This is a genomic window from Paenibacillus sp. FSL H8-0317, assembly GCF_045040685.1.
Classification (GTDB): domain Bacteria; phylum Bacillota; class Bacilli; order Paenibacillales; family Paenibacillaceae; genus Paenibacillus.
Window position 1 is genome coordinate 2,279,927 of record NZ_CP150294.1, and the last position, 21,684, is coordinate 2,301,610.

Sequence of the window (21,684 nt, forward strand, 5' to 3'; positions counted from 1 at the left end):
TTCATCTGATGAAACTTATGCAGGAGGAATTGGAATGTCTGATGTAATCAAAAGTCAGGTGCAGAAGCAGTTTGCGAAAAATGCAGGTAAATACGTGACGAGTTCGGGGCATGCCAAAGGTGAAGATCTCGCGTTGCTCGTGGCTTCATCTCAAGCTACTCCGGATATGAACGTGCTGGATATCGCCACAGGGGGAGGGCATGTCGCTAATGCATTGGCTCCACTTGTTCAGCGGGTGACAGCCCTCGATCTAACGGAAGAAATGCTTCAGGTAGCTGAACGATTTATCCAAGGGAATGGACACGGTAATGTAGATTTTGTGGCCGGGGATGCAGAGAAGTTGCCATTCGATGATGATGTCTTTGACCTAGTGACCTGCCGAATTGCTGCCCACCATTTTCCGGATGTTTCTTCGTTTGTTCATGAGGCATTACGAGTTATGAAGCCCGGTGGAAGGTTGTTATTCATTGACAACGTGGCACCTGAACGTGATGAGAATGACCAGTTTTACAATGAAGTGGAGAAGTGCCGGGATGCAAGCCATGTTCGAGCATGGCGCAAGACGGAATGGATTCATATGCTGGAGTATGCCGGCTTCCGAATGGTAACGATGGTTTCCTTCCAGAAACGCTTTAAGTTTGAAGAATGGTGTAACCGTGCAGCACTGCCGGAACGGGAGAGAGGGGAGCTTGAAGCAAGCATGTTGAGTGCTCCGTCTATCATTAGAAAATTTTTCGATTTTGAAGTGACCAAGAACGGGAAGCTTGACAGCTTCCAAGGAGAAAGTGTGTATATCCAAGCGATTAAACCGGCTCATATCTGATTAGGTAAAGGACCATTTAGCTGAGCAGTTTATGCAACGGTAACAGGATGAATGTGAATGTTGATAAAATAAAACAAGCAGAGTACCTTGAATAGGTAGTTCTGCTTGTTTTATTTTGCATATTGATAATCAAAGCGACGGTTTAGGGTTTAAGTATAACTTTGGTACATTCGTCTTCATGATCGTTGAAAATGCGATACGCATCGCTTGCATTCTCCAGTGAAATCCGATGGGAGATGATCTCGGTTGGATCAAATTCACCAGCAGTGATTTTGCGGAACAATTCAGGCATGTAATGTATAACAGGAGCTTGTCCCATTTTGAGATTGATATTGCGTTCAAACAAATTGCCTAAAGGAAACATGTTGTAGGAAGAGCCATATACACCCGTAAGTTGGAGTGTACCAAATTTGCGGATCGCTTTCATGCCGATTTCGATCGCACTCAGTGAACCGCCGTGAAGTTTCAGCTTCTGCCCGATTTCTTCCAGCATGTTCTTTTTACCATCCATACCTACACAATCGATAACAACGTCGGTTCCGCCTTGTGTAATCTCGCGAATGTGCTCACCCATATCATCGTAATCTTCGAAATTAAAGATTTCTGCATCGTTCAAACGTTTGGCTTTCTCCAGTCGATAGGGCAGGCGATCCACAGCAATAACGCGTTTGGCACCTTTCATCCAGGCGAACTTCTGTGTCATCAGCCCAATCGGACCGCTTCCGAGTACAGTGACTGTATCTCCCGGTTTAACTCCGGCATTCTCGACGCTCCAGTAAGCGGTTGGAAGAACATCGGACAGGAACAATAGGGCTTCATCTTCAAGTTCACAGGATTCAGGAATCACAAACGGAGTGAAGTTCCCGTAGGGAACACGCAATAATTCTGCCTGACCTCCGGGGTGATTTCCGTAGCGTTCGGTGAACCCAAAATAACCCCCTGTATGAATATCCGGATTGCCATTGGAATTATCGCACTGGCTCTCCATGTCATGATTGCAATAGAAGCACTCACCACAAGCGATGTTAAAAGGCAGGACCACACGGTCCCCCTTCTTCACACGTGTCACTTCCGGACCTACTTCTTCTACAATGCCCATCGGTTCATGACCGATAACATAATCTTTGGCAGCAGGCAAGGCTCCCTGATAAATATGCAAATCGGATCCACATATAGCTGTGGAAGTAATACGAACGATAATATCATCCTTCTGTTGCAGTTTGGGATCTTCAACCTCTTTGACTTGAATGTCCTTGATTCCCTGAAACGTAACGGCTCTCATCTTTCATATTCCTCCTTATATAGTGGGATTCTCTGACAATTACCCCATTTCAGCTTAAATGATAGATATACATACTAAATTAAACGACAGGCCATTTTACTTTACGCAAGGCATTGAGCAACTCAGGCGGCGCATTCAGATTGTCACGGACCAGATCCTGCGGGGTTAACGCCATCCACTGATTCAGCGATACACCCTCGAATCGATCACTTCGGAATATTTCCAAAAACCATAAAGTGTCTGTGCCGGTATTCTCTATATAGTGTCCCATTGCGACAGGAACATATCCGACATCTCCAGCCCGATAGTCAAATGTGCGAGCAATGCCATTGCCTCCAAAGACAGTCATTCTTCCTTGTCCTGTCAGATAGTATTGCCATTCATCTGCATTGGGATGCCAGTGCAGTTCACGCATAGCACCAGGTCTGATCTCAACAAGTGCGGCTGCAACGGTAGTTGAGATGGGGAAGTTGGTGGAGTCTACAATCCGGACGCTTCCGCCAGGTGTAATTAGCGGTTCCTGAGCCAGCAATCGGTGTTTGAATGTGAGAGGAACGGTACCGTATGGCGACTGAACTTCCTGGCTTTCGATGGAACCCGGAACGGTATCTTGGAAAATGTAGACCTGTTCCTTTGGCATCGACTGAAATGCAGATTCGGGCACACCGAAATTGACAGACAATACCTCTGGTGGTGTATGGGCAAACCAATCGGATATGGATAACGTATTCAGATCGGAGAAGGAGCCATCATCAAACACGAGCAGAAATTCACAACCATCCTCCAATCCCTGAATGGAATGGGGTAGACCTTTAGGGAAAAACCAGAGATCGCCAGGCCCGACATCCGCAATAAAATTACGTCCGTTCTGATCTACCGAAGTGATTCTTGCCGTTCCCCAGATCATATAGGCCCACTCCGATTGTTGATGCCAGTGCAATTCCCGTACACCTCCCGGTGTCAGGCTCATGTTCACACCAGCCAGTGTAGTGGCAATAGGGAGATCCCGTACGGTGATTTCACGTGACCAACCCCCATGGTTCAATTGCATATGGGTATCGGAAAAAGACATTTTCAGATTGGGCAATAACCCGTTATCGGTTGCCGGAGGTACCAGCATATCGGGGTTTTGTATATCTCTCATGACGTCTCTCGGTCCCAGATCAGGTCCTCCTGCGCCATCACTGCGAATGGGTTGCGGGATGATAAATGGTTTTTCGTTTGGTTGCTGTCCTTTGGTCATGAAGTTATCCCTCCAGATTCAGTCCCATGGCACACGCGACATGGTATCGTTATGTTTACACCTATGAATCAGGGCCTGGATAATATGAGGGACAACATCCATCATGATTAAGCTGGGTTGGTTGGGGGCTTTCCTGACTACAGTGTACGGAAACGCTGTTCATAAATCTCGTTTACCCGGTGGAGAACGGCAGGGCCCTGCTCTGTGAAACGAAGTGCTGTCGCCTTATTTTTCACCAGAAATGTACCGGATTCATGTCTGGTGGGTGATAAAGTCGCACTGTAGAGCAATGAAGCGCCATGACTTGGATGGGGAAAGAACCATTTCATAATGGGTTTGATATAGAAGGGCAGGCCGGATGTTTTGTTGCCCCTTAGCGTATTATTTCCACCGGGATCTACGCTTAGCAGTTGTATGCCACCCGCACTGGCAGACTTGGCAACCTCGCGTGTCCATAGGGATAAACCGAGCTTTGAAATGGCATAGGGACCAAACAGCTTTTTGAATTCAGCTGGTCGTTCCAGGATGTTCAGATCGAATTGTTTGACCATTTTGAAAGCAGTGGTAGAGGTATTAACGACGGTTTTCATCTGTCCTTTGAGCAATAGATCAACTAAATCCATGTAGATGATGTAAGGGACTACCGTCTGAAGTTCAAAGTGCATTTCATGCCCCTGATCAGAAAAACGAAGTTCAGCAGCGCTACCTCCTGCATTATTAAATAAAACATTGATCGAATCGGTATCGGATTTAATCTGATCCAGTGCCGTTCTCAGACTGTCGTAGTTGGTCAGGTTGGCCTGAACCAACCGGAGCTGGCCTGATCGTAATGCATTCTGAATATCGGTATCGTCAGTCGGGAAAGTGGAACGATTGAGACCGATGACCTGCCATTGTTCAGCCAGTAACTTGCGTGTCAGTTCAAGACCAATTCCTGACGTTGACCCTGTGATGAGAGCGGTGCGAAGCTGATTTTGTATATTCATATATACCTCCAGATAGAATGGGATTACAGAACGAATCTGTATGCTGCGCTCATTCTATAACTTGGAGTCGGCTCCAAGTCAAGGGGGGTGGGATGGAACGGATCATGCTTGACTTGGAGTCAGCTCCAAGTTGTAAAATGGATAGAAATGAATGTGGAGGAGGCCCATATGGTGAGCGAGAATGAAGTATTCTCCATTAAAGAAACGTCAGAACAGGCCGGATTATCAGAAGATACAATTCGTTATTATGAGAAGATTGGGCTGCTTCCCCGTGCTGAACGCAAGGCCAATCGCCATCGGGTATATCGCTCGGAGGATATTCATACGATGAAATTGATCACATGCCTGAAAAAAACAGGAATGTCTTTGGAGGAAATGAAGCCTTATTTACAAATGTCCATGGATTCCGATCTTGCCGATTTCCCGGATGAACGGGAGATGCTGGTGAATCACCGGAAGAAAGTTGAAGCACAGATTGCTTCGCTACAGCAAGTGGTTGATTTTATCGACGAGAAGTTGGAGAAACGAAGTATGTATCCTGATGAATGTCCTATTAGCGGGGAGAACCAGATGTCTGTTTTTGAAAAACAGAACATATTCTCTTGATGGCGCTGCTGCCTATATGAATCCGAAAACCCACGTCATGATGACGCGGGTCTTTTTGCTGTTTCTAGTATTTAATATCGAGTGTATGACGAAGTCGTTTGATATCGCTTTTGGGAGGGAGACCATACATGCGGGCATACTCCCGGCTGAATTGAGACGGACTTTCATAGCCAACCTGGAACGCAGCGTCGGCGGCATCAGTTGAACCTGCAAGCAGCATTCGCCGGGCTTCATGCAATCGAATTTGTTTCTGGAATTGCAAAGGGCTCATGGCGGTAATAGCTTTGAAATGATGATGTAATGAGGAAGAACTCATGTTGATCATGGCAGCAAGTTGTTCAATCCGAAGTGGCTTAGCATAATCAGATTGGATGACTTCGATCACCTTGGCGATGTGCTGTGCATGACTGTCCTGAATAGCAAACTGCTTGATGGAATGTCCATGTTCATCCTGAATAATACGATATAGAATTTCGCGGATAAACATAGGGGCAAGAACGGGAATGTCTTCAGGTGTGTCCAGCAGCCGAACCAATCGGATCACGGCTTCAAGAAGGGAAGGTTTGGTTGAGCTAACAAACAATCCTCTTCGTGTTGAATGGTCAGGTTTGGGTTGTGCAGAAGACGTATCCTGAATCAGATCGAAAATCTGCCCTGAATCAAAATCCAGTCGAATACATAGATAGGGATGTTTGGTTGTAGCCTTTACAACCTGCCCTGAAATAGGCAAGTTTACGGAAGCTACCAAATATTGTGACAGGTCGTAGGTGTAACTCTCGCGGCCGAGTATAACTAATTTGGAACCTTGAGCGACAATGCAGAGGGCAGGCTGATGAACGGAATATATGGGTTGTGAGATCTCGGAGGCACGGATTAAGGCAAGGGATGGAATTGCTGTTGGATGTATCCCGTCATTTGGGGTGAAATGCTCAATAAGTTGAGCCAATTGTTGCTGCTGCTCTGTGATGCCTGTATCTGCTTCATTGGTTTTGATAAACATGAATTGCAGCCCCCTTGTAAACCACTATTACTATTATTTTAAAACGCGCTGGAGGAATAGGCAAGAATACTGCGGGATTTTTCTATCGTACAACGACTGATCCTCTACATAATGGAGATAAGCAACGGAATCTTTTGAAGCAGAGAGGAGTGAGAAACAATGGAGCGCAATTCAATGGGCGACCAACAAGAACCCAAACACCCGTATGTGGGGATGTGGGTCACAAAGGATGGATATATCAGACACGAACTTCTTCCTTGCGGTAGATATGATGAAGCAAGAGGAGATCGGCAAAGTGCATATCAGGGTTGCTATGTTGTTCATGGGGAACATATAGAATACGTGGATGATACGGGATTTACAGCGGATGGAGACTTCAGGGACGGCGTTTTGTATCATGCAGGCATGGTTTTGTATAGAGAAAATGTACAATAACAACCAAATAAGGAGCGATATAATATGTCCAATGTAAAAGGGAAAGTTGTTGTGATTACCGGTGCGAGTAGTGGAATTGGTGAGTCAACAGCTCGATTGCTTGCACAGCATGGAGCGCATGTAGTTATTGGAGCTAGGCGTGTGGACCGTTTGGAGACATTGGCCTCCTCCATTCGTTTGGAGGGCGGATCAGTGGAGTATCATTCGCTGGATGTTACCAGATTGGAAGAGATGCAAACCATCGTTGACCTCGCTCTAACTCGCTATGGACGTGTCGATGTTATTTTAAATAACGCTGGAGTCATGCCGCTATCTCCCCTTGAAGCGTTAAAGGTAGATGAGTGGAATCGCATGATAGATGTTAACATTCGTGGTGTTCTGCATGGCATTGCGGCTGGACTACCCGTCATGAAAAAGCAGGGTTTCGGCCAGTTTATTAATATCGCCTCTATTGGAGCCTATGCCGTGTCACCAACGGCAGCGGTGTATTGTGCAACCAAATACGCAGTCCGCGCCATCTCGGAGGGGTTGCGACAGGAAGTAGGCGGAGATATCCGCGTAACCCTTATATCACCAGGCGTGACGGAATCGGAACTCGCGGATACGATTTCTGATGAAGAAGCACGTGATCTCATGAAAGAGTATCGGCGCATATCCATTCCCGCCTCGACGATTGCGCAAAGTATCTTGTTTGCCATTAGCCAGCCGGCAGAGGTGGACGTAAATGAGATTGTAGTCAGACCGACAGCAAGCATGGCTTAAGGTCTGATCCTCTTTTGGTATATAATAGATTCAATTGATACGAAAAGAGGAATAGTGCAGTGACATTACAACAACTAAAATATGTGATCGAAGTTGCCACGCGCGGTTCCATGAATGAAGCAGCCAAAAGGTTGTTTATCTCGCAACCCAGCCTTTCGAATGCCATTCGGGATCTGGAGCAGGAGTTGCGAATTACTATTTTTGAACGCACCAATAAGGGAATATCTCTGTCTAAAGAAGGCGTTGAGTTTCTGAGTTATGCACGTCAGGTGGTAGAACAAGCTGAATTGCTGGAGAACCGTTATCTGAACGCCAAGCCATCCCCGCAGCACTTCTCCGTATCGACGCAGCATTATGCGTTTGCAGTGAATGCCTTTGTTCGTCTGGTACAGCAGTATGGTCAGGATGAATACGAGTTGGCGCTTCGGGAGACAAAGACCTACGAGATTATTCAGGACGTGAAAAGCCTGCGTAGTGAAATTGGCATCCTGTATTTGAATGAGTTCAATGCTAAGGTGATTAACAAATTGTTAAAAGATGCGGGTCTGGTCTTCACGAGCTTGTTTACAGCGAAGCCCCATATCTTTATCAGTGTGAAGAACCCGCTGGCGAAGCAGGAGTCGGTTGCCATCGAGCAATTGCAGGATTATCCGTACTTGTCATTTGACCAGGGAGAGTACAATTCCTTTCATTTTTCCGAAGAGATCCTGAGTACGTTATCTCACCCCAAAAGCATACAGGTTAATGACCGCGCAACATTGTTTAACCTGTTGATTGGTCTGAATGGTTATACGATCTCTACGGGTGTACTTAGCGCTGATCTGAACGGAAACGAGATTATTCCTGTACCGCTGGAATGTGAGGAATCCATTAATGTAGGGTGGATAAGCCACAAGAGTACTTCTCTCTCTAATCTGGGCGTAGCATATGTCCAGGCTCTGCATGAGGCCATAGGGTCTTAGAAGTGTTAAATGGTTCATCAAAAGGCCGTTTCCGGTTGAGTCGGAACGGTTTTTTTGTTGTACTATGATCTTTCAAGTATAGGGTGGAATGTTGTCATCCCGTGTAATAGAATGAAGGTATATGTCGAATAGGCGTAAGAGATCGAAGGGAGAACGGTTAGTGAGAGTTCTGTATCGGAATAAAAGTGAACAGCATGAGCTGACGGTATATGATACCAAAAAGCTTTATGGAGAGAAGGGTCAGTTTCGTGTATTAGAATTCTCGAACGCAGCTGTGCAGGGAGCCATGGATCTGGATGAGCCTAAGCGGATGGTGTTGGAGTATCCGAGAGCGATGGTGCATCTAATGGAACGGAATGATCCTGAGTTTGATACCGTATTTGTGGTGGGACATGGTATTGGCACATTGCCAACCTACTTGTCTGATCGTCAGGTAAAAGTGGCTGAGCTTGACGCAGAGGTCGTGGAGTTGAGCCAAACCTTTTTTGGATATGAGGGAAGTCCTGTGCTCATTGGGGATGGTCGTGAATTATTAGGCCAGGAAGCCGCTGCGACATATGATTATATTATTATTGATGCCTTTACGGCAACGGGTACACCGGAGCAGTTTATATCCAGTGATTTTTTTGCCATGGTCAAGGACAAGCTGGACTCGGACGGAGCTGTGATCATTAATGTGTTCGGGCGTGCGGGCAACGATCGGCTTGTCAATGCGATCTATACGACACTTCAGGCGCAGTTTGTCTATACACGTGCATTTGCATTACCTACAGAAACAGCGGATGAAGTTCAAAATCGCATTTTAATGGGTAGTCATCACCCGATCGAATTTCAGGTTCGTCAGATGGCAGGGTTTGTTGAACAAGAGCCAGAAGAAGGTTATATCATTGTCGATTAGGGCGATCCTGAACAGTGATTCTTCCAGGGAAAGTAAAATGTCATTAAATCGTCAATCTTACGATGTAATTGTTAAGATTTCTCAAACTCTTTATTTGATCTTAACAACTTTCGTATAAGATAGAAGGAATATGCCTTTTCATGAAAATCCGGGGGAAGTAAACGATGATTGCACAGATCAAGAGATCTAGATTACGAAAAAAAATAAAAAACATCAAGAAGATCAGCCTCACGGCTTTACTCGGCGGGTTGGTCACTATTTCAGTTATAATGACATTGACCCTCATGGTCATCTCATCTTATACATCTCAGAAACAGTCACTCATTGATAACACCCTGTCCCTAAACTATGCAAGCGCTGTGCAAATGAGCCAAACTCTGGATTCGCTTTTTGATTCCATGCAGGAGAGCTTAAAATATGCAACCCAGTATTTTCCTGATGTGGATCGCTCCAATACAAAAGAGTTGAATTCCACATTGGATTTGGTTCGCAATAGCAGTAATTTTTTTAATTCCGTTTCTTTGGTAGATAAAGCGGGAGTAGTCAGGTCTACTTCACCTTACTCACAGGCTAGCGTAGGTCACCATGTTAGTTCCAATGCAGCAAAAGAAGCGGTTAGTTTGAGGGCTTCGTATATCTCCGAAGCGTACCAGACACCCAGAACCAAACGCAGAATTGTATTTGTCAGTGAACCGATCTTTGATTTGGCAGGGGAGTACCAAGGAACGATTGGTGGAAATATCTTTTTACAGGAAAATAATATATTGAGTCTGTCTTTTGGCAGTCAGCTCAAGACAAGTAATGGTTCCTACTTTTTTATTGTGGATAAGAAGGGCACTTTGTTATTTCATCCAAACACCAACCGAATTGGTGAAAATGTCAGTGAAAATGAAGTGGTGCAAAAGCTGTTAGCAAACGAGAACGGTAAGGAACAATACAAAAACCTGGCAGGTGTGGATTCACTTGCAGGTTATTACAAAGTTCCATCAACAGGTTGGGGCGTCGTAATCGTGTCTCCAACCCAAACGGTGTACGATCAGTTGAATCATCATATCCGTATGTTGTTGCTGTACACTTCAGTGCCTTTCCTGATCCTGACCCTTATTGTGGTTCGGGTTGCACGCAAGCTGGCCAGTCCTTTTGCTATGCTTGCTGATTTGGTGAATCAGGTCGATAAGGGACAAGTGGATCTACCGGTGATAAAACCTCACTGGAATAGAGAGGCAGACCTTCTAACGAGAGCAGTTGTTGGCGCATTGGCGAACTTTAGAAAACAGACAAACCAGCTTGTCTATGATGCCAGAACCGATGTTTTAACAGGCATGAACAATCGCAGAACCTTCGAAGAAGTCATTCAGGAATGGATTCAGGATGAGGTGCCGTTCTCCATTATTGTTCTGGATATCGACCGCTTCAAGTCCATTAATGATACATTCGGGCATCATGCTGGGGATGAAGTATTGAAACACATTGCCAATATCATTCAATTGTCTGTTCGACCAGAAGATGTCTGTGCCCGGTTTGGTGGAGAGGAATTTGTAGTCTTGTTAAGAAATTCCGAGTCTAACGTGGCTTTTGAGATTGCTGAACGTATCCGAATAACGGTCGAAGAAAGCGTATTGCCTATAGATCGTTCCGTCACCATCTCGGCTGGAATTGCTGAATATCCGAAGCACTCCACAACATCCACAGAACTGTTTCACTTGGCGGATAATGCATTGTATCAAGCGAAGGAAGAGGGACGTAACCGAACAGTTACGATTCAGACGGTTATTAAATAAGCAAGCAAAGAAGCTGTCCCCTAAGAATAAGGGACAGCTTCTTTTGTGTATTATACCTCTTGTGAGGATCTGGCCAGAACCTCATTTGTATACGTTTCTCCCCAATCTCGCATGCTGAAGATAATCGGCCGTAACGTCTCACCAAATGGTGTGAGGGAATACTCCACTTTAGGTGGGATCTGGGGATATATTTCACGATGAACAATTCCGCTGCCTTCCAACTCTCGAAGTTGCAGGGTGAGCATACGCTGGGTGATGTCAGGAAACAATTTTCGGATCTCGTTAAATCTCAAAGGACCGGAGAATAAATGATACAAAATGGCACCTTTCCACTTGCCTCCGATCACACTAAGGGTAACTTCTACGGAACAGCCGTATGGCGCGGGACATAGCTTGGTTGCGTCCTTTTTCATTATAAGTACACCTCCACTTTACGGTGATTTTCTATAGTATCTATTTGGGTGGTTACATTATATAAAGTACGTATGGTACATGAAAGAGCATATCACTTATAATTCAGATTATAAACCCTAATTCTAGGCGAAGGCAGATGCGATGATGTCTATAAGATAAAAAAGAGCCCCGGTTTCAGGCTCCTCTCTGGATGTATAAAATATGATGATGAGCGTATATCCGCTACTTCAGTGACGCTAGAATGGTGTCACATAGAGCCATCGTTGCAATATTATCCTTGGCGCTGGAATGTGGGACAGTCTGATTCTGGCAACACGCGATAAAGTGCACCATTTCACCAACAAACCCGCGTAGATAAAGGTCGCGATAAGCTCCTGACATGGGAGATCCGGAAGGTGTATATACGGTATCTTGCTCTTCGAGAGATTTCCAGGGAAGGTTGGTCGAGCTTCGGGATTGATGAACAGTAAGTGTGTTGATCTCTTCAACTGACGCAAATCCGTTGTCGAAGGTGACGAGTACACTTTCACTCTCCCGTGACCAAGCACTCATGCCGGTAAAATAAGCGCTGCCTACGACGTTATTCTCAAATACAAGGGAAATGCTTTGATTAATGTGTTCCCCATCCTTCACAGTTGTGCCTGTAACCCGTATTACTTCCCCGAATAAGTAACGCATCAGATCGACCATATGAATGGCAGCGAGCTTCATGAACTGTTCCTCATCCTTGCAAAATGGAGTACTGTCTACAGCGAATTTCATCTGGAATGAACGTACCTTACCTAGCGAACCACTATCAATGAGCTCCTTCAGCTTTATGTATACGGGGGCATAACGTTTCATAAAACCGACCATGACAACGACTTCAGCCTGCTGAGCAGCTTCTGCTGCATTCCATCCGAGTGGCTTATCCACGTATACATTCTTACCAGCCCGAATACATTCAAGGACAAGAGCGGTCTGATCTACAGGCTGGGCGACCACAACGACTCCGTCACAGATTTCCTGCTGCAACATAAGCTGAGCATTGTCATACGCTTTTCCGTTGCTGCCAAATCGCAGCAGAGCTGCTTCAGAGCGTTGCATACTCCGTGTGGCAATGGCCTGGATCCGCGCTCCGGCTTCAACAACAGAAGTGTAAATATTCGTGGATGCATGAAACCCGGCACCGATAAAGCACAGATGGGTTGTTTTCAAGGTGGATCTCTCCTTCATTTTTGCATTCGTATGGTTGAATATTTGTTTTATTGCTACGATAGGGTATTTGAAGTTGAGAAAAAAGGACATATGTCCTTTTTTTGAATGTATAAAAAAGAAGTTGCATTTTTATTTTGGAGCATGTATACTCTGAATTACGGTAAAACAAGGAATTGCTTCACCGGAACGCTTTTCATCGATGGATTAGGAGATACATATTATGCGGTCGTGGCGGAATTGGCAGACGCGCACGGTTCAGGTCCGTGTGGGCTAACCCCCGTGGAGGTTCGAGTCCTCTCGACCGCATCTAACAAAAAAGGTTCGTGAGTTGCTCTAGGGCAATTCACGAACCTTTTTTTATTTTGTGGATCATTCGTGTGAAGCCTACATTTTGCTACCAGCATGCCAATGCTAATGTTGCCGCTGGCGCAGAATGACTGCCGTGATGACCCCGGCAATGGCTCCTGCAATACCAAATAGCGTAACACTGGCAACCACTTCAACCGACTGGAGACGAAACAAAAAAGCGATACCGCTGCCAAAAGTGGTTCCGGCGAGAAATCCGAGCGAAATTCCTAATTCTTTCGTTAATTTCATTGCTTCACCTACTTGGAAATGTGAGATATGGATTTGCAAATATTGGGTACAGGCAGTAAAGTGTGATCAGGAAAATCATCACATTTTATTTCCTTTTTTATCTTGTGGTTTTAACCCGTTAATTATGCATGATATCTCATATGGGAGGGTAAGAGCGAATGAATATGAACGAACGAATTGCAGCATGGAATGAGGAAGCACAGCAGTGTGCTTGCGGTCATCAACACCGGATGGTGGATATGCTGATTCATCTGGAACCTGGGGCCATTCAGAGGTTACCGGGTTATTTGTCTGAGCAAGGATATCGTCAGGTGACAGTTGTTTATGATCGACATACGTTTCGGGCCGCTGGATCTGATGTGCTGAGTAGTATTCGCGAAGCTGGAATGCATGTGGATGAGATCTCTATACCGGAGAATCGTACGGGTGATATCATTGCGGATGAAGCAGCTATTGTACAGGTCATGTTGGGTGTGAGACTCGAAAGTCAGGCTGTAATTGCGGTGGGTTCAGGTACCATTCATGATCTGGTGAGATTTGTTTGTTCCAAAATGAACAAGCCCTTTCTGTCGATACCGACAGCGGCTTCAGTGGATGGGTTTACCTCTGCGGGTGCACCCTTAATTGTAAGCGGCATCAAACAAACATTTCAGGCTGTTCCGCCTGAGGCTATCTTTGCCGATCTGGATATTCTGGAGCAAGCCCCCCAAGTGATGACAGCTGCCGGATTCGGAGATATGCTTGGTAAATATACTTCACTTGCAGACTGGATTGTTTCTCGTGAACTGGGCGGAGAACCGTTCTGTCCAGTTGCTTATCGGATGACAGAAGAAGCGCTGAAGACCTGCGTAGATCATGTACAAGCTATTTCGGAGGGGCGAGCAGAGGGAGTAGCTGTATTAATGGACGCATTAATTATTTCCGGTATCTCCATGCTGATCATTGACCATTCCCGTCCGGCATCCGGAGGTGAGCATCATCTGTCCCACATCTTGGAGATGGATCTGATGCAAGCGGGAGAAAGACCGGTTCTGCATGGTGCCAAAGTTGGCGTAGCTTGTGCGTTGCTTACGGTGAAATATAAAGAGCTTGCACAGACATCGGGTGAACCGGTGTTTGGGATATATGACCAATTGCCGGAGGCTTCTCAGCTCATCGCATGGTTGGAACAAGTAGGTGGACCTGTGACTACTGAGCAACTCGGTGTAACTCCGGAGATGGTGGAACATGCGTTCAACACAGCGCATACGCTTCGTCCTCGATATACCGGATTGAGATATATCAATGAAGTATTAAACACGAGGTTAGGATAACCTTTTAGCGAGAACGGTCATGATGAAATGTATAAACTTAGCTTGTAGCTGGCTGTGATGGCTCTCCTTGGGATCAAAAGGCGAAATAGGGTAGGTTACTGACATTTCTCAGGGAATAGCCAGAACAGTGCTTCAAGTCCGAGAGAGAAGGCATGTATTTCATTTTAAAAAGGCTCTGGCCTCCCTATGGGGAGATCAGAGCCTTTTGGCTGTTCGCTTATTTAGTTGTTGCGACGATCTTTCAAGATGACATCTGCGAACAAAATAGTTTTCGGGATACGGAAAAATTGCTCCGCTTGTTCCTGAAACGCAGCAGAAGGCAGTGTTCCCTGATGCAGCCATTTGCGGAAAGTGCCGGGATGAACCCCGATCCAGTGGCTGACATCTGTCACCGACAGATCATGGACCATACACAAGCCTGTCAAAATACGGTTACTAACCGGAGAACGGGTCACCGTACGCTTCATGAAGCGAGATGACTCGGGTTGACATATGACAGGGCTATTACGCACAACTTCTTCATTGAAGAGAATATGACGCGGGTAGCCGAGTAATTGGCAAGTCTTGTCCAAATTGGTACTGCCGGGTATCCGTCCTTCATATACCCACGCACTGACACTGCGTGAAGAGATGGAGAGGTCTTCAGCTAGCTGGGACAACTTGATATCATTGGCCATCAGCACGGCAAGAAGAACACGATTGCGGATTTGACAGCGTGTCGGTTTTCGGAATCGTTTAACACGGACGCCTTTTCCCAAGTATTTACGGTTGATCAGAGACCACGCCTGGATGGAATGTTGTTCTGGTTGATTAGGCATATTTCCTCCGATTTTTTTTAACCAAATACTACAATAAACAACGGGGTACTTTCAAGTGCCGGGTTTACCGGTTACAAATGCATCAATGCGTCAATTCATGATAAAGAGGGAACTACGAACTAGACCATGCGCAATTCACATCCTAGTATATTCCTAGATTACAATGTTTCACTAAAAATGAGGGGAGAAATTCGGCAGGAATAAAAATAATATAGTTCTAATTACTTATTATTAGGTCTAAAGAACTTTTATCTGTTTTTTGTTGATATGATGCGGTTTATTTCCCTGAATTCCCCAAAAGCATGTGATTTTCGTTCCCCTGCTGCGAAGAGGATGTGCACAAATCTGAAATGATAAATCCGCATGTTCAGCATGACATGTGACCTGTCAAATCTCTTACTTTTACATATATTGTATGATACTCAAGTGTAAGGGAGAGGTGAGGAACGTGCATCTATCTGTGAATACCTTTGCTGCCATCTCGGGAGCATTTGTTACGTTTGCTTTTGGCGGATGGGATCAATTGCTGAGCCTGCTCGCGGTCGCGATGGCTGTGGATTATATAACAGGTTTGGCAGCGGCGGTAAGAACAGGTACCGGGTTAAATAGCAACATTGGATTCTGGGGGATTGCTCGCAAAGGGCTCATGCTGACTGTTGTTTTGCTTGCTCATCGAATTGATCTGATCATGGGAACCGATTTTATCAAAGGCGGAGCTATTTATTTCTATCTGGTGAATGAACTCATTTCGATTACCGAGAATTATGCCAAAATCGGTCTTCCATTGCCTGCAAAGCTCAGACAGGCCATTGCAGTGTTGAAAAAACAGGAGGATCAGGAGTATCTGACGAATCGTGAGTGGTCCAAACCGCAGCAAACTCCAGACAACATCAAGCAGCAGGCTGAAACAGGACAAACTTTGCAGGATGAATCCGCGAAACAGACGGAGGATAGTTCTCAAAAGAAATCCGAATCGAAAGGAAACGGTTTGGATTAGTTTTTCTTATCAAGAGAACGTTTCCAAGTATCCTTTCGTAATAGAGAGCGTTATGATATATTTTGGATACATGAAAATTCATTCATTTCTACTATTATATTAAATGAGGTGCTTGCCCAGATGATAAAACATATTGTCCTGTTTAAAATGAAAGATCGTTCAGCAGAAAGTATTGAAGCTGCAGCCCAGGTGCTTCGCAATCTGGAAGGTAAAATTGATGTCCTAGTTTCACTTGAAATCGGGATTGATGTGCTTCGCTCGGAGAGATCGTTCGACATTTCACTCACGGCGGAGTTTGCGTCACTGGAGGATCTCCAGGCGTATCAGGTACACCCGCTTCATCAGGAAGTTATCAAGTACATGAACGAAGTCAGAGAACAGTCAATTGCAGTGGACTACGAAATCTGATCTGTCATTCAAACTACGTTGAGATAAAGGGGACTCTGCATGAGCGATTTAAGAGACGTTATGGAATTTCTATATATTTTTGTTGTGTTTCTAATCGCTTGTCCTGTGATGATATTCTGGCTTAAGCGAAGAGGGAAACGGAACCGATAACTCACTGAACGGGAAGTGAACGAATGTATTATGTGAACAGAGAACAGATTGCCCGCCGGCTTGCTGCTGTACCGGAAGTAGCTGAAGGGCTTCGCGGGGCAGCAGAAGCTTGGGATGGCAGTCTCATGCTGGGTATGGTACAGGAACGTTGTCTTCACCTGGCGATCGAGATTGTTACCGATGTGGGAAGTTATCTGATCGACGGCTTCATCATGAGAGATGCAAGCAGCTATGATGATATTATTCAGATTAATTATGAAGAAAAGGTTTTTGATAATCCGACCTATGAGATATTGCGTCAGCTTGTCACGTTACGCAAGCCACTGGTGCAGGATTATTACACCTGGGAGCGGTCTGAGCTCCATCCACTTAGCGTAGAGTTGCCGAGTATACTTGAACATTTTACTACTCAGGTTAGCGCCTACGTGGAAAAAGAACTTGGTCCTTTCAATACGGCACAGGCCGAGGGACAGCGTAAGGAATGAGGGAAATCGCATGACAAATGAATCAAAAGAATTCAATGAAGCTAATACTGAAAGTAACGAAACAAATGAAACACCTTCCGGATTCCATCCGGTGTATATGGTTGAACTTTTGTTCCGGGAACGTCCAGAGGTGGATCGCCTGCGTTTGCAGGAAGCTATGATCCGTCATACAGGACAAGTCCGACTGGATGTGAAACAAGAGAGCGGAGGGCAAAAGCATGAGATGCTTGTCTTCTATCATCTGGACCACAAGGTATCCTTCCAGGAAGGGGATATCCCTGCTCAGACTTGCATGCTTCCTGTGAATGAAATCGCAGATCGTGCTCGCTTTGGCGGTGCTCTGCAACAAGCATGGCATTGGCCGGATGCAGGACAAGCTGTGGAAGCTGCGCGTTACTCCATTCGGATACATGATATGTTCACGGCTGCCATGCCTCGTAAACAGCGTCTGGAGCTGTTTCAGAAGACTGTACTGGCAATCATGGAGAGTTTGACCTGTGACGCGCTGTATTGGTATGGCAGTGACAAGCTGGTTGAACCGGAAGCATATACGCAAGCTCAGGAACGTGAGGAACATCTGTATGCAGCCATGAACGTTCGAATGTATCAAGCTGGAGGTACAGAGGAACAGCGCGGGTTGGTCATGGATACCGTGGGATTATCTGCGCTGGGTGTACCTGATGTCCAGTGTCACTTCGTCGGTCTTGATCCGGATACGGTGGCTCAGACCTTACTGGGTGCAGCGTATTACATATTTGATCAGGGGGATGTTCTGCAAGATGGACAGACGCTGGGTTCTTCAGGTGGACGTCGCTGGCGTTGTGAACATCAGGCAGCATTGATTGCACCTGGACGATATGTGATTGATTTGGACCCGGGGGATGAGCATGCCGCGTCTAATCTCGAGCCGGCTCGTCAGAACTGAGTTTAAGCCAAGTCATTTGCATCCATTCAAAAAGGGCGTTCAGATTATTTTTAACATCTGGAGTGTCAAGTCAAGCCTGTGCTGCTTATAATGCATCAACAGAGTAGGCATTCGCCCGGATGGCTGAGCGACAGACCGTTGCTTCTAGTCCGGTACTTAAACAATAGTAAAGGGAGAGATGTGACGTGAAGGATTCTAACAAAAGTTTGTTGTGGGGAGCTCTTATTGGCTCCGTGGTTGGTTCAGTAACGGCATTATTGCTGGCGCCGAAATCGGGACGTGAACTTCGTCAGGATATTACAGAAGGTGCTCGTCAGGTATCGGAGAAAGGTCAGGAACTGGCTGGTATCGTGGGAGAACAAAGTTCGCAGATCGTATCCAAAGTTAAAGAGACCGCAGATGTCGTGATTCAGGATATTCAATCCTGGCGCAATTGCGCTGAAGGGAAAGAAATTCGCATATCGGCAGCCGTTGTTGATAACGATATCGATAAAACAGTGGATGAACCCGGAATTGACATCGTAGCTAAGCTTCCTTCGGATGAGTCCAAGGACGACAACTAAGCAATGCTCGATAAGCAGGCTTTCCTCTATTTAGAGGAGAGCCTGCTTTGTTGCGTGTCCACACATAGATGACGTAGCGTGTGGATTTAATTTGAACCCTGCGATGAAATCGGGTAAGATGTAGGTACCTTTTTGCCGGAATGTTCATACGGTAGGAAGAAAGCTCTGAGAAACAATCGTTTTGAGAACCAATTCAATGAAGAAGGAAGCGGTGTGTTCGTGCAGCAAGCAATCGCTATATTAGACTCCGGTGTGGGGGGATTGACGGTCGCCAAGGAAGTGATGCGTCAGCTCCCGCGGGAAAAGATCATTTATTTTGGGGATACTGCCCGGACACCGTACGGACCCCGTTCGTCCGAACAAGTAAAACAATTTACGGAACAAATCGTTGATTTCTTGATCCAATTCGATCCGAAGGTTATCGTTATCGCCTGTAACACAGCAACAGCAGCCGCGTTGGAGTATATCCGTGGCAAGGTGAATATGCCTGTCATTGGTGTTATACATCCGGGTGCGCGGGCCGCAATCACAGCGACACGTACAGGACGTATTGGTGTGATTGGTACCACGGGTACCATAGGTAGCGGGGCTTATACATCAGCACTCAAGCAGTTGTCCCCCTATATTGATGTGGTCAGTCAGGCTTGTCCGGCGCTGGTGCCGTTGGTGGAACAAGGTGAATTTCGTTCCGAGCACACGACACATACGGTGGAACAATCATTGGGCGGGATCAAACAACAGCCAATAGATTGTCTTATTCTGGGTTGTACGCATTATCCCTTTCTCATGGACACGATTCAGGAAGTTATGGGACAGGAAGTGAAGTTAATCAGTTCAGCAGATGAAACGGCACGTGAAATCAGTACGATATTATATGATAAACGAAAGCTGGCCAGTGGGGATGAGACTCCGGTGCATCAATTTTTCTGCACGGGTGACCCGCGAATGTTCCAGAATATCACCCGTCGATGGTTGGGGGAGCAGATCTCCAAGACCCCTGTTGTCTGGCAAGTAACGCAATTATCATAGTTATATTCAAATTATGCATGAATAAGACTTTTAATTAATGTAATTTGGTTGTGGATTATCCCGGAACTGTGAAGTTCCGGGATTTTTTGTCGTCATTATGCATTAACCGAAGATAAACATGATTCATGTCACATGATGGACAACCTGACCTGCATACATATGTTACAGACACGAGATTGGTCAGAAGTGGACAGGAGACCTGTCTTTTCCTGTGGAAAGGAGAACAACATGGATCTGCAGTGGATTATCGTTCAGCGGGGAGATACGTTGCCGCGAATTGCGTCAGCACACCATATGACCAAAGAGTTCCTTGCTGCACTGAACCCGGAAGTGGCTTCCCAGCCATACTTGCTGGCAGGTCAGATGCTGCGTATTGTCCCCGGGACAGGTCGCAGATACGCTGTACCGCCTGGAGAAAGTGTAGGAGAGATTGCAGGGAGATTTGGAATGGACGAAGAGGTGTTGCGCCAGGCCAATCCCGAAATCACCAATGTAACCGACTGGGTTGGTCGCTGTATTCATATTCCGGCTTCGAATGGAAAAACTATCGTGAAGATTCAGGGAGAGTATGGTTATCGAGAATTAATCAGGGATATAGACAAGCTGGAGAATCAATACCCGTTTATCGAGATGGGGTCCATTGGAACAAGTGTTATGGGGAAGTCGCTGCCTTATTTGCGAATTGGGCAAGGGTCGAGACATATTCATGTTAACGCTTCCGTTCATGCGAATGAATGGTTAACAACAGCAGTTCTGATGAAGTTTATCGAGGAATATGCCGAGGCGTATAGTGCGGATAGGACATGGCATCAATACCAGACAGAACGCTGGATGCAAGAGACGACACTCTGGGCCGTGCCGATGGTTAATCCGGACGGGGTCGAACTGGTTCAGGAAGGTGTGGTCAATCAGCATCCACATGCACAGCAGTTGTTAGCCTGGAATGCCGGCAGATCACATTTCACCCATTGGAAGGCCAACATCAGAGGGGTGGATCTGAATGATCAATTTTCAGCCCATTGGGATGAAGAAGCAGCGAGAAGAGGTGTGACCTCACCTGGCCCCAGGGATTATGCAGGGACAGCGCCATTGACAGAACCGGAGGCACAGGCGCTTGCGCAGTGGACGCAGCAACATACATTTGATGCGGTAGTATCCCTGCATAGTCAGGGACAGGAGATTTATTGGAACTATCGCGATCTTGAACCCAGGGAGAGTGGACCGCTGTCGCGTAGACTCGCCAAAGCTTCCGGCTACAAGGCGGTGAAGCTCGGTGGCAGTGATGCCGGATATAAGGACTGGTTTATTCAAGATTTCGGTAAACCGGGCTTCACGGTGGAAGTTGGATTGGGTGTTAATCCGCTTCCCGTAGAACAGTTTGATGATATCTGTATAGAAGTGGGAATGTTACTGGCTGAACTGTTATCCAATGGACAATGAGGCAAGACCCTGAATTATGAAGGTGTGAAACTTAACAGTAGATCATTCGTATAACAGGAACGGACGCCATGAGCGACGTTCCGTTTTTATTATTTTTTATAATGACATTCTACGTCATTCGTTCTGAATGTTTTTGAACGGGTAATGATGGATGTGCCGTTTCGGCGACATATACAATTATACGGAGGGATTCAAATGAAGTGGAGAAGACTGCTGTCGTTCAAACGATGGACACAAGTTTTCAAAAGGCTCCCCCGGCTGCTCCGGGCTCCGCAGATTCCTTTGGGAGAAAAGCTGTTGTTTATTATTCCGGCGCTGTTATACTGGGTACTTCCTGACGTAATGCCGTTTATGCCCATTGATGATATCGGGGTCACTTTGATTCTGATGAACTGGTTTGTAAGCCGGGCAGAACGTAAATATCCTGTGCTTCAGGAGGGGGCACCTTCTTAATTTGCGGCCCGATGGATCATTTTAACATTGAATTCGCATCAATGTTATTGCGAAGAGCGGTAACTTTCTTTACAATAGATGCTGTAGTTTAAGAATGCTGAAATTGTTGAAACCTGC

Annotated in this window: 23 protein-coding genes, 1 tRNA gene and 1 pseudogene; 17 read left to right on the forward strand and 8 right to left on the reverse strand. The window is 46.0% G+C overall.

Annotated elements, in window-relative coordinates:
• Window positions 1-34: 34 nt before the first annotated feature.
• The gene (locus tag MHB43_RS10755) at window positions 35-823 is read left to right on the forward strand and encodes a class I SAM-dependent methyltransferase (RefSeq protein WP_221823274.1); all 789 of its coding nucleotides are present in this window, start codon (window positions 35-37) and stop codon (window positions 821-823) included.
• A 142-nt stretch (window positions 824-965) separates the two neighbouring features.
• Here MHB43_RS10755 and MHB43_RS10760 read toward each other — a convergent pair whose 3' ends face one another.
• The 3 genes from MHB43_RS10760 to MHB43_RS10770 form a co-directional block, all read right to left on the reverse strand.
• A complete protein-coding gene (locus MHB43_RS10760; protein ID WP_074094414.1) occupies window positions 966-2,105 on the reverse strand; it encodes a zinc-dependent alcohol dehydrogenase in 1,140 nt (379 codons plus the stop codon).
• 79 nt (window positions 2,106-2,184) lie between these two features.
• Window positions 2,185-3,348: an oxalate decarboxylase family bicupin gene (locus MHB43_RS10765; protein ID WP_339183733.1), complete on the reverse strand. Its 1,164-nt coding sequence runs from the start codon at window positions 3,346-3,348 to the stop codon at window positions 2,185-2,187.
• Between the two features lie 137 nt (window positions 3,349-3,485).
• The gene (locus tag MHB43_RS10770; RefSeq protein ID WP_405131949.1) at window positions 3,486-4,334 is read right to left on the reverse strand and encodes an SDR family NAD(P)-dependent oxidoreductase; all 849 of its coding nucleotides are present in this window, start codon (window positions 4,332-4,334) and stop codon (window positions 3,486-3,488) included.
• Between the two features lie 168 nt (window positions 4,335-4,502).
• Here MHB43_RS10770 and MHB43_RS10775 point away from each other — a divergent pair, with 168 nt between their 5' ends.
• The gene (locus tag MHB43_RS10775) at window positions 4,503-4,940 is read left to right on the forward strand and encodes a MerR family transcriptional regulator (protein ID WP_339185376.1); all 438 of its coding nucleotides are present in this window, start codon (window positions 4,503-4,505) and stop codon (window positions 4,938-4,940) included.
• Window positions 4,941-5,004: 64 nt separating this feature from the next.
• Here the strand turns inward: MHB43_RS10775 and MHB43_RS10780 are convergent, their stop codons facing one another.
• On the reverse strand, window positions 5,005-5,940 hold the full coding sequence (locus MHB43_RS10780; RefSeq protein ID WP_339183736.1) for an AraC family transcriptional regulator: 936 nt from the start codon (window positions 5,938-5,940) through the stop codon (window positions 5,005-5,007).
• A 159-nt stretch (window positions 5,941-6,099) separates the two neighbouring features.
• Between MHB43_RS10780 and MHB43_RS10785 the strand changes: the two genes are divergently transcribed.
• The 5 genes from MHB43_RS10785 (at window position 6,100) to MHB43_RS10805 (ending at window position 10,778) form a co-directional block, all read left to right on the forward strand.
• Window positions 6,100-6,375 (forward strand): Atu4866 domain-containing protein, encoded by a 276-nt coding sequence (locus MHB43_RS10785; RefSeq protein WP_221823284.1) that lies wholly within the window; start codon window positions 6,100-6,102, stop codon window positions 6,373-6,375.
• Window positions 6,376-6,399: 24 nt separating this feature from the next.
• The gene (locus MHB43_RS10790) at window positions 6,400-7,137 is read left to right on the forward strand and encodes an SDR family oxidoreductase (RefSeq protein WP_221823286.1); all 738 of its coding nucleotides are present in this window, start codon (window positions 6,400-6,402) and stop codon (window positions 7,135-7,137) included.
• 59 nt (window positions 7,138-7,196) lie between these two features.
• Entirely contained in the window at window positions 7,197-8,099 is a 903-nt protein-coding gene (locus MHB43_RS10795; protein WP_076209057.1) for a LysR family transcriptional regulator, read from the forward strand.
• Window positions 8,100-8,259: 160 nt separating this feature from the next.
• On the forward strand, window positions 8,260-8,997 hold the full coding sequence (locus tag MHB43_RS10800; protein ID WP_221823288.1) for a spermidine synthase: 738 nt from the start codon (window positions 8,260-8,262) through the stop codon (window positions 8,995-8,997).
• Between the two features lie 365 nt (window positions 8,998-9,362).
• Complete coding sequence (locus MHB43_RS10805; RefSeq protein ID WP_405131950.1) at window positions 9,363-10,778, forward strand: diguanylate cyclase; 1,416 nt, start codon at window positions 9,363-9,365, stop codon at window positions 10,776-10,778.
• Window positions 10,779-10,828: 50 nt separating this feature from the next.
• Here the strand turns inward: MHB43_RS10805 and MHB43_RS10810 are convergent, their stop codons facing one another.
• Window positions 10,829-11,191: a helix-turn-helix domain-containing protein gene (locus MHB43_RS10810; RefSeq protein WP_017689435.1), complete on the reverse strand. Its 363-nt coding sequence runs from the start codon at window positions 11,189-11,191 to the stop codon at window positions 10,829-10,831.
• A gap of 223 nt (window positions 11,192-11,414) precedes the next feature.
• The gene (locus tag MHB43_RS10815; RefSeq protein ID WP_405131951.1) at window positions 11,415-12,389 is read right to left on the reverse strand and encodes a Gfo/Idh/MocA family protein; all 975 of its coding nucleotides are present in this window, start codon (window positions 12,387-12,389) and stop codon (window positions 11,415-11,417) included.
• A gap of 222 nt (window positions 12,390-12,611) precedes the next feature.
• On the opposite strand from MHB43_RS10815, the gene MHB43_RS10820 reads away from it, so the two are divergent.
• Window positions 12,612-12,695, forward strand: a tRNA-Leu gene (locus MHB43_RS10820).
• 105 nt (window positions 12,696-12,800) lie between these two features.
• Here MHB43_RS10820 and MHB43_RS10825 read toward each other — a convergent pair.
• Window positions 12,801-12,986, reverse strand: coding sequence for a hypothetical protein (locus MHB43_RS10825; protein WP_221823294.1), 186 nt, complete (start codon window positions 12,984-12,986; stop codon window positions 12,801-12,803).
• Window positions 12,987-13,144: 158 nt separating this feature from the next.
• On the opposite strand from MHB43_RS10825, the gene MHB43_RS10830 reads away from it, so the two are divergent.
• Window positions 13,145-14,299, forward strand: a complete 1,155-nt coding sequence (locus MHB43_RS10830) for a sn-glycerol-1-phosphate dehydrogenase (protein WP_221823296.1) — start codon at window positions 13,145-13,147, stop codon at window positions 14,297-14,299.
• Between the two features lie 221 nt (window positions 14,300-14,520).
• Here the strand turns inward: MHB43_RS10830 and MHB43_RS10835 are convergent, their stop codons facing one another.
• Complete coding sequence (locus MHB43_RS10835) at window positions 14,521-15,117, reverse strand: helix-turn-helix transcriptional regulator (protein ID WP_017689431.1); 597 nt, start codon at window positions 15,115-15,117, stop codon at window positions 14,521-14,523.
• A 415-nt stretch (window positions 15,118-15,532) separates the two neighbouring features.
• Between MHB43_RS10835 and MHB43_RS10840 the strand changes: the two are divergent.
• From MHB43_RS10840 to MHB43_RS10875, 8 genes and pseudogenes are all read left to right on the forward strand, one after another.
• Window positions 15,533-15,949: pseudogene (locus MHB43_RS10840) on the forward strand (holin family protein); the annotation flags it as partial.
• Window positions 15,950-16,234: 285 nt separating this feature from the next.
• Window positions 16,235-16,522, forward strand: a complete 288-nt coding sequence (locus MHB43_RS10845) for a Dabb family protein (protein ID WP_017689429.1) — start codon at window positions 16,235-16,237, stop codon at window positions 16,520-16,522.
• A gap of 173 nt (window positions 16,523-16,695) precedes the next feature.
• Window positions 16,696-17,157, forward strand: a complete 462-nt coding sequence (locus tag MHB43_RS10850; protein ID WP_076318399.1) for a DUF86 domain-containing protein — start codon at window positions 16,696-16,698, stop codon at window positions 17,155-17,157.
• Window positions 17,158-17,167: 10 nt separating this feature from the next.
• The gene (locus MHB43_RS10855) at window positions 17,168-18,082 is read left to right on the forward strand and encodes a DUF4261 domain-containing protein (protein WP_221823300.1); all 915 of its coding nucleotides are present in this window, start codon (window positions 17,168-17,170) and stop codon (window positions 18,080-18,082) included.
• Window positions 18,083-18,267: 185 nt separating this feature from the next.
• Window positions 18,268-18,645, forward strand: coding sequence for a YtxH domain-containing protein (locus MHB43_RS10860; protein WP_221823303.1), 378 nt, complete (start codon window positions 18,268-18,270; stop codon window positions 18,643-18,645).
• A 219-nt stretch (window positions 18,646-18,864) separates the two neighbouring features.
• Window positions 18,865-19,674 (forward strand): glutamate racemase, encoded by an 810-nt coding sequence (gene racE / locus MHB43_RS10865; protein ID WP_313771487.1) that lies wholly within the window; start codon window positions 18,865-18,867, stop codon window positions 19,672-19,674.
• Window positions 19,675-19,902: 228 nt separating this feature from the next.
• Window positions 19,903-21,114: a M14 family zinc carboxypeptidase gene (locus MHB43_RS10870; RefSeq protein WP_405131952.1), complete on the forward strand. Its 1,212-nt coding sequence runs from the start codon at window positions 19,903-19,905 to the stop codon at window positions 21,112-21,114.
• Between the two features lie 195 nt (window positions 21,115-21,309).
• Window positions 21,310-21,567 (forward strand): hypothetical protein, encoded by a 258-nt coding sequence (locus tag MHB43_RS10875; RefSeq protein ID WP_017689423.1) that lies wholly within the window; start codon window positions 21,310-21,312, stop codon window positions 21,565-21,567.
• The last annotated feature ends 117 nt before the right edge of the window (window positions 21,568-21,684 follow it).

Excerpts from the sequence above, each read along its gene's own strand:
- MHB43_RS10805 (WP_405131950.1), top strand. The coding sequence starts at position 9,363 with ATGAGCCAAACTCTGGATTCGCTTTTTGATTCCATGCAGGAGAGCTTA.
- MHB43_RS10825 (WP_221823294.1), bottom strand. The coding sequence starts at position 12,986 with ATGAAATTAACGAAAGAATTAGGAATTTCGCTCGGATTTCTCGCCGGA.
- MHB43_RS10770 (WP_405131949.1), bottom strand. The coding sequence starts at position 4,334 with ATGAATATACAAAATCAGCTTCGCACCGCTCTCATCACAGGGTCAACG.
- MHB43_RS10875 (WP_017689423.1), top strand. The coding sequence starts at position 21,310 with ATGAAGTGGAGAAGACTGCTGTCGTTCAAACGATGGACACAAGTTTTC.
- MHB43_RS10780 (WP_339183736.1), bottom strand. The coding sequence starts at position 5,940 with ATGTTTATCAAAACCAATGAAGCAGATACAGGCATCACAGAGCAGCAG.
- MHB43_RS10775 (WP_339185376.1), top strand. The coding sequence starts at position 4,503 with ATGGTGAGCGAGAATGAAGTATTCTCCATTAAAGAAACGTCAGAACAG.
- MHB43_RS10785 (WP_221823284.1), top strand. The coding sequence starts at position 6,100 with ATGGAGCGCAATTCAATGGGCGACCAACAAGAACCCAAACACCCGTAT.
- MHB43_RS10830 (WP_221823296.1), top strand. The coding sequence starts at position 13,145 with ATGAATATGAACGAACGAATTGCAGCATGGAATGAGGAAGCACAGCAG.
- MHB43_RS10850 (WP_076318399.1), top strand. The coding sequence starts at position 16,696 with ATGTATTATGTGAACAGAGAACAGATTGCCCGCCGGCTTGCTGCTGTA.
- MHB43_RS10845 (WP_017689429.1), top strand. The coding sequence starts at position 16,235 with ATGATAAAACATATTGTCCTGTTTAAAATGAAAGATCGTTCAGCAGAA.
- MHB43_RS10755 (WP_221823274.1), top strand. The coding sequence starts at position 35 with ATGTCTGATGTAATCAAAAGTCAGGTGCAGAAGCAGTTTGCGAAAAAT.
- MHB43_RS10810 (WP_017689435.1), bottom strand. The coding sequence starts at position 11,191 with ATGAAAAAGGACGCAACCAAGCTATGTCCCGCGCCATACGGCTGTTCC.
- MHB43_RS10870 (WP_405131952.1), top strand. The coding sequence starts at position 19,903 with ATGGATCTGCAGTGGATTATCGTTCAGCGGGGAGATACGTTGCCGCGA.
- MHB43_RS10765 (WP_339183733.1), bottom strand. The coding sequence starts at position 3,348 with ATGACCAAAGGACAGCAACCAAACGAAAAACCATTTATCATCCCGCAA.
- MHB43_RS10790 (WP_221823286.1), top strand. The coding sequence starts at position 6,400 with ATGTCCAATGTAAAAGGGAAAGTTGTTGTGATTACCGGTGCGAGTAGT.
- MHB43_RS10760 (WP_074094414.1), bottom strand. The coding sequence starts at position 2,105 with ATGAGAGCCGTTACGTTTCAGGGAATCAAGGACATTCAAGTCAAAGAG.
- MHB43_RS10835 (WP_017689431.1), bottom strand. The coding sequence starts at position 15,117 with ATGCCTAATCAACCAGAACAACATTCCATCCAGGCGTGGTCTCTGATC.
- MHB43_RS10855 (WP_221823300.1), top strand. The coding sequence starts at position 17,168 with ATGACAAATGAATCAAAAGAATTCAATGAAGCTAATACTGAAAGTAAC.